The sequence below is a fragment of the Streptomyces sp. NPDC002265 genome (assembly GCF_040296125.1).
In the GTDB taxonomy this organism is placed as follows: domain Bacteria; phylum Actinomycetota; class Actinomycetes; order Streptomycetales; family Streptomycetaceae; genus Streptomyces.
Map to the genome: position 1 here is coordinate 1 of NZ_JBEOWS010000466.1, position 6,192 is coordinate 6,192.

Sequence of the window (6,192 nt, forward strand, 5' to 3'; positions counted from 1 at the left end):
GGTCGGCCCCATGGCTACTCCTGACTTCATCCGCGAACTGCGGGCCTCCGCCGGACAGCAACTGCTCTGGCTCCCCGGAGTGACCGCCCTCGTCTTCGACGACGCGGGCAGAGTGCTGCTGGGCCGCCGCTCCGACACCGGCAAGTGGTCCGTCATCGGCGGTATCCCGGAGCCGGGGGAGCAGCCCGCCGCGTGCGCCGTGCGGGAGGTCGAGGAGGAGACCGCGGTACGGTGCGTCGTCGAGCGGGTCGTCCTGGTCCAGGCGCTGACGCCGGTCACGTACGCCAACGGGGACATGTGCCAGTACATGGACATCACCTTCCGCTGCCGTGCCGTCGGCGGGGAGGCCCGGGTCAACGACGACGAGTCGCTCGACGTGGGCTGGTTCGAGGTGGACGCCCTGCCCGACCTCAACGAGTTCGCCCGGCACCGGATCAAGCTGGCACTGTCCGACGGGCCCACCTGGTTCGACCCCGCCGGCCCCCTCTGAGCGGTGGAAGCACCGGGACGGCACCCCATAGGGGCAAGCCCCATTACTGCGCCCTGAAGTATGGGCTTTGAGCACATGGGGCGGGGTGGGGCGGCTGCCTAGGGTCGGGGCATGACCGCGCCCAGTGCCCTCCCTGTTCCGCCCGCCGTCCCGCTCGACCTCGGCGGCCGCACCGCCCTGGTCACCGGCGCCGCCGGCGGCATCGGCAGAGCCTGCGCCCTGCGGCTGGCCGCCGCCGGCGCCAAGGTGAGAGCGGTCGACCGCGACGTCCGGGGCCTGGAGGCACTCGCCGGACGAGCCGTGGACCTGCCCGGCGGCGTCGAGCCGCAGGTCCTCGACCTCACCGACCTGGACACCGCCGAACTCGCCGCCGCGGGCACCGACATCCTGGTCAACAACGCCGGGCTGCAACTGGTACGGCCCATCGAGGAGTTCCCGCCCGACGTCTTCCACACCGTGCTCACCGTGATGCTGGAGGCGCCGTTCCGGCTCATCCGCGGCGCCCTTCCCCACATGTACGGGCAGGGCTGGGGCCGCATCGTCAACGTGTCCTCGGTGCACGGGCTGCGGGCCTCCCCCTACAAGTCCGCCTACGTCGCCGCCAAGCACGGCCTGGAGGGGCTGTCCAAGACGGCCGCACTCGAAGGCGCCGCGCACGGCGTCACCTCGAACTGCGTGAACCCCGCCTATGTGCGCACCCCGCTGGTCGAACAGCAGCTCAGTGATCAGTCGAGGGCGCACGGGATCTCCGAGGAGCGCGTGCTCTCCGAGGTGCTCCTGAAGGACAGCGCGGTCAAACGGCTCATCGAACCGGCGGAGGTCGCCGAGGCGGTGGCCTATCTGTGCAGTCCGGGGGCGTCGTTCGTGACCGGCACGTCCCTGGTGCTGGACGGTGGCTGGACCGCACACTGAGCAGGCTCCTGCCGCCGTGCGCCGGAGTTGTCCACAGGCCTGACGCCGCGGCCGTGCCATGGGGGATCCTGTGACCATGTCCCGCGATCATGTGCAGTCGGCCGAGCGTCCCGCCCGCGAGGCCGGCCCTTCGTCCCACCCGGCCGAGGCGCCGTTCCTGGAGCTCCTGGCCCGGGGCGCGGCCGTCGACGCCTACGAGGAGCCGGTGCTGCGGGCCCGCGCCGCGGCGGAGCCGGCCGCACGGATCGCCGCCCTCGAACACGCCAAGCTGCTCGCCCTGCGCGTGCGTTCGGAGCTGGAGGGACGGCGGCGGCGCGAGGCCGAGCTGTCCGCGCTCTTCGAGACCGCGCACGACCTGGCCGGGCTCAGGGACCTCGACGCCGTCCTCCCGGCGATCGTCCAGCGCGCCCGGTCGCTGCTCGGCACCGACGTCGCCTACCTCAGCCTCCACGACCCGGCCCGGGGCGACACCTACATGCGGGTCACCGTGGGCTCGGTCGCCGCCCGCTTCCAGCAACTGCGGCTGGGGATGGGCGAGGGCCTCGGCGGCCTCGTCGCGCAGACGGCCCGGCCCTACGTCACCGACGACTACTTCCGGGACGGCCGGTTCCAGCACACCACCACCATCGACGCGGGCGTCCAGGACGAGGGCCTGGTCGCCATCCTCGGCGTACCCCTGATGCTGGGACCCCAGGTCATCGGGGTGCTCTTCGCCGCGGACCGCCGGGCCAGGGTCTTCGAGCGGGAACAGATCGCCCTGCTCGGCTCCTTCGCCGCCCTCGCCGCGGCGGCCATCGACACCGCCAACCTGCTCACCGAGACCCGCTCCGCCCTGGCCGGCCTGGAGAGGGCCAACGAGATCATCAAGGACCGCAGCGCCGTCATCGAACGCGCCTCCGACATCCACGACCGGCTCGCCGAACTCGTCCTGCGCGGCGGCGGGGTGCACGACGTGGCCGCCGCCGTCGCCGAGGTCCTCGACGGCACGGTCGAGTTCACCGAGTCCGCCGGCACCTCGGCCCCGGCCCTGGAGGCGTCCCGTGCCGAGGGACACGCCGTACGGCACGGCAAGGACTGGATCGCCGCCGTGACCGCGGGCGGCGAACTGCTCGGCGCCCTGGTGCTGCGCGGCCACCCGGACCTCGACCCGGTCGACCAGCGCACCCTGGAACGCGCGGCGATGGTCACCTCCCTGCTGCTGCTCGCCCGACGCTCCGCCGCCGAGGCCGAACAACGGGTGCGCGGCGAACTCCTCGACGACCTGCTGGACGCCCGTGACCGCGACCCACGCCTGTTGCGCGAACGCGCCACGCGGCTGCACGCCGACCTCGACGCCACCCATGTCGTGCTCGCCGCCCGCCTCGACGGCCCCACGGCCGACGCCGACCAGGAGGCGGCCGCCCGCCGGCGGCTGTGGTCGGCGGCCTCGCACCTCGCCGCCACCCGGCACGGGCTGGCCGCGGCCCGCGACGGCGGCACCGTACTGCTGCTGCCCCTCGTCCGCGGCGACACCGTCACCGACCTCGCCCGGCGCACCGCCCGGCACCTGGGTACGGCCGTCCACGAGGCGGTCACCGTCGGCGCCTCGGCCGCGGTGGACGGCCTCGCCGCGCGCCCGGACGGCGTGGCCGCTGCCTACGTGGAGGCGCGACGGTGTCTCGACGCCCTCCGGCTGCTGGGCCGCACCGGGGACGGCGCGGCCGCCGACGACTTCGGGTTCCTCGGCCTGCTCCTTGCCGGCGACCGGGACATAGCCGGGTTCGTCGACCGCACCGTCGGCCAGGTGGTGGCGTACGACGAGCGGCGCGGCACCGATCTGCTGCACACCCTCGACGCGTACTTCGCCTGCGGGATGAGCCCGGCCCGTACCAAGGACGAACTGCATGTCCATGTGAACACGGTCGCCCAGCGTCTGGAGCGCGTCGGCCGGCTGCTCGGCGAGGACTGGCAGAGTCCGGCCCGTGTCCTGGAGATCCAGCTCGCCCTGCGCCTGCACCGGCTGTCGGCGGCGTGACGCCGCCGACCCCGCACGCGGGGCGCACGGGGTCGGGGGACGGGCGGGAACCGGCGGCTCAGGCGATGTGCGCGTCCGCCGCCGGTGCCGAAGCGGTATCGGCCACGGCCTCGGCCGAGACGTCCGCGAGGTCGCGCAGCCGGGTCTCCTTCGCCACCAGCACGGCGACCACCGTCAGAGCGGCCGCGGCGATCACGTACAGGGCTATCGGAGTGGAGCTGTCGTAGTCGGACAGCAGCGCGGTGGCGATCAGCGGCGCCGGCGCGCCCGCGGCGACCGAGGCGAACTGGGCGCCGATGGAGGCACCGGAGTAACGCATCCGGGTCGCGAACATCTCCGAGAAGAACGCGGCCTGCGGCGCGTACATCGCCCCGTGCAGCACCAGACCCACCGTCACCGCGAGGACCAGGCTGCCGAATCCACCGGTGTCGATGAGCGAGAAGAACGGGAACATCCACAGTCCGACCCCGACCGCACCCAGCAGATACACCGGCCGGCGGCCCACCCGGTCCGACAGCGCGCCCCACGCCGGGATCACCGCGAAGTGCACCGCCGACGCGATCAGCACCGCGTTGAGCGCGGTCTGCTTGGAGACACCGGCCGAGGTGGTGGCGTAGACGAGGATGAAGGCGGTGATGACGTAGTAGCTGATGTTCTCCGCCATGCGCGCGCCCATCGCCACCAGGATGTCGCGCCAGTGGTGGCGCAGCACCGACACCAGCGGCAGCTGCTCGGTCGCCTCGGCACGGGTCGCCTTGCGCGCCTCGGCCCGGGCCAGCGCCTCCCGGAAGACCGGCGACTCGTCGACGGACAGCCGGATCCACAGACCGACGGCCACCAGCACACCGGACAGCAGGAACGGGATGCGCCAGCCCCAGCTGCCGAAGGCGTCGTCCGACAGCACGGCGGTCAGCAGGGACAGGACGCCGGTCGCCAGGAGCTGCCCGGCGGGGGCCCCGGTCTGCGGCCACGAGGCCCAGAACCCGCGCCGCCGCGCGTCGCCGTGCTCGGACACCAGCAGCACGGCGCCGCCCCATTCGCCGCCCAGTGCGAAACCCTGCACCAGCCGCAGCGCGGTCAGCAGCACCGGGGCGGCCGCCCCGACACTGGCGTGCGTCGGCAGCAGTCCGATCGCGAAGGTGGCCCCGCCCATCAGCAGCAGGCTCAACACCAGCAGCTTCTTGCGGCCGAGCCGGTCGCCGTAGTGCCCGAACACCAGCGCGCCCAGCGGCCGGGCGGCGAACCCGACGGCGTACGTCAGGAACGACAGCAGGGTGCCGACCAGCGGATCGGAGTCGGGGAAGAACAGCTTGTTGAAGACGAGCGCGGCTGCGGAGCCGTAGAGGAAGAAGTCGTACCACTCGATGGTGGTGCCGATGAGGCTGGCGGCGACGATGCGCTTGAGGTTGCCGGGTGTCGGGGGAGCGGATGCTGCTGAGGCCATGTGCGCCACTTCCTCGTGTGCGGTGGGGACGGGTACGTGTCGGCACACCGTAGAAACAGGCAGTTGAGGCGCACATGTGGCGGGACGACATAGTTCGACGGACAGCTATGCGTGCGGCCACCATGCTGAGTCACGGAAGAGTGATTCCGGGGCTCGCGGACGGGCGAAGCGCGGGCTGTCCGGGACGCGTGGTTCGGAGTAATTTGGTGGTGCGGTGCTGACTCCCGTGCTGGTTCGGTGCTGACCAAAAGCCCACGTCATCAACCGTGTTCACCCCTCCCCGTGCTGACTTGGTGCCAACTACGCTCCGTTGAACTCGGACACTTTGGGGCTGATCGTCTCCGGGCTGTCGCGGCGCAGCCGACGAGCCAGGTCCACAGATCGGCGCTGTCCGGGTGGCGGATTTTCGGGGCGGTCCAGCCCAGGGTTTGCTTCACGAGCCTGAAAGTGTGTTCCAGGCCGAAGCGTCGGAGGAAGGACTGCCACCAGGGGTTCACGTCCGCGCCGGTGGCGGCGGTGGCCGAGCACCACAGTCAGATCGGTTTCGGGTCTGGGTCGCCGGGCAGACGGTCGACCTTCAGGCGGATCAACTTGCCGTGGAAGACGGGAGTTCTTCCTTGGCGTGGTTCAGCCAGGGGCTGCGGTGGGTGAGCCGGGGGTTCATCCGGTCCCAGGCCGTTGTGGTGGCCGTGCCCGTAACAGGTGATGTCCGTGGCGGTCGTGACGTCGGGCTCTTGCCGGCTCTCGGGCTTCTTGAACGTGAGGAAGCCGCAGTGCCGGCGGGGACGTCCGCCCCGGGGATCCGACCGGGCGGGGCCAGGGTCGCGGAACATGACGTGATCGATTCCAAGGGATCAGCTGCGCACATGAGGTGAGGGATCCCAAGGTGCGGTTGTGACGCCAGACTTGGACTCCCTGGCCACCGCAATGCACGTGAAATCCGACGACCTGGTGAAGGCATCGCCGCATCTCGCGCCATGGCGACCGACGGTCAGGATCACCCCCAAACCCGCCGACGCCGAGCTGCGTATTGGCGCACGAACCTCACGCCACGACAGGTGGCGTCAGTGTTCGGGATCTCGAAGTCGGCGGCCGACCGAATCCTGGACCACCTTGCACCGCTGCTGGCGATCTCGCCTGCTCGCCGACCTCGCAAGGACACCGCTTACATCGTGGACGGCACCCTGGTATCCACCCGCGATAGGAGTCGACCATTCACCTGCGGTGACGCCCCGCAGATCCTGCTGGCCAAATGTGCAGTTATGCCGCGAGCGTGAGGTCGAGGCGGGCGAGGTGGCTGGTGCGGGTGTGGTCGAGGGGCTGGCCGTTCCA

General features: G+C 71.6%; 4 protein-coding genes and 2 pseudogenes. 5 read left to right on the forward strand and 1 reads right to left on the reverse strand.

Annotated elements, in window-relative coordinates; translation table 11 throughout:
• Positions 1–10: 10 nt before the first annotated feature.
• The 3 genes from ABT085_RS42625 to ABT085_RS42635 all read left to right on the forward strand — a co-directional run bounded on the left by ABT085_RS42625 (position 11) and on the right by ABT085_RS42635 (position 3,416).
• Positions 11–490, forward strand: coding sequence for an NUDIX hydrolase (locus ABT085_RS42625; protein ID WP_351621456.1), 480 nt, complete (start codon positions 11–13; stop codon positions 488–490).
• Positions 491–601: 111 nt separating this feature from the next.
• Positions 602–1,402, forward strand: coding sequence for a 3-hydroxybutyrate dehydrogenase (locus ABT085_RS42630; protein ID WP_351621448.1), 801 nt, complete (start codon positions 602–604; stop codon positions 1,400–1,402).
• 76 nt (positions 1,403–1,478) lie between these two features.
• Positions 1,479–3,416 carry a helix-turn-helix domain-containing protein gene (locus tag ABT085_RS42635; RefSeq protein ID WP_351621451.1) on the forward strand — a complete coding sequence of 646 codons (1,938 nt, stop codon included), beginning with the start codon at positions 1,479–1,481 and terminating at the stop codon, positions 3,414–3,416.
• 58 nt (positions 3,417–3,474) lie between these two features.
• On the opposite strand, the gene ABT085_RS42640 is transcribed toward ABT085_RS42635, so the two are convergent.
• Entirely contained in the window at positions 3,475–4,860 is a 1,386-nt protein-coding gene (locus ABT085_RS42640) for an MFS transporter (protein ID WP_351621454.1), read from the reverse strand.
• Between the two features lie 894 nt (positions 4,861–5,754).
• Between ABT085_RS42640 and ABT085_RS46900 the strand changes: the two are divergent.
• Positions 5,755–5,886, forward strand: a pseudogene (locus ABT085_RS46900) (IS982 family transposase); the annotation flags it as partial.
• A pseudogene (locus ABT085_RS42645) lies at positions 5,883–6,068 on the forward strand (transposase family protein); the annotation flags it as partial. The pseudogenes ABT085_RS46900 and ABT085_RS42645, both read left to right, overlap by 4 nt.
• Positions 6,069–6,192: the final 124 nt, after the last annotated feature.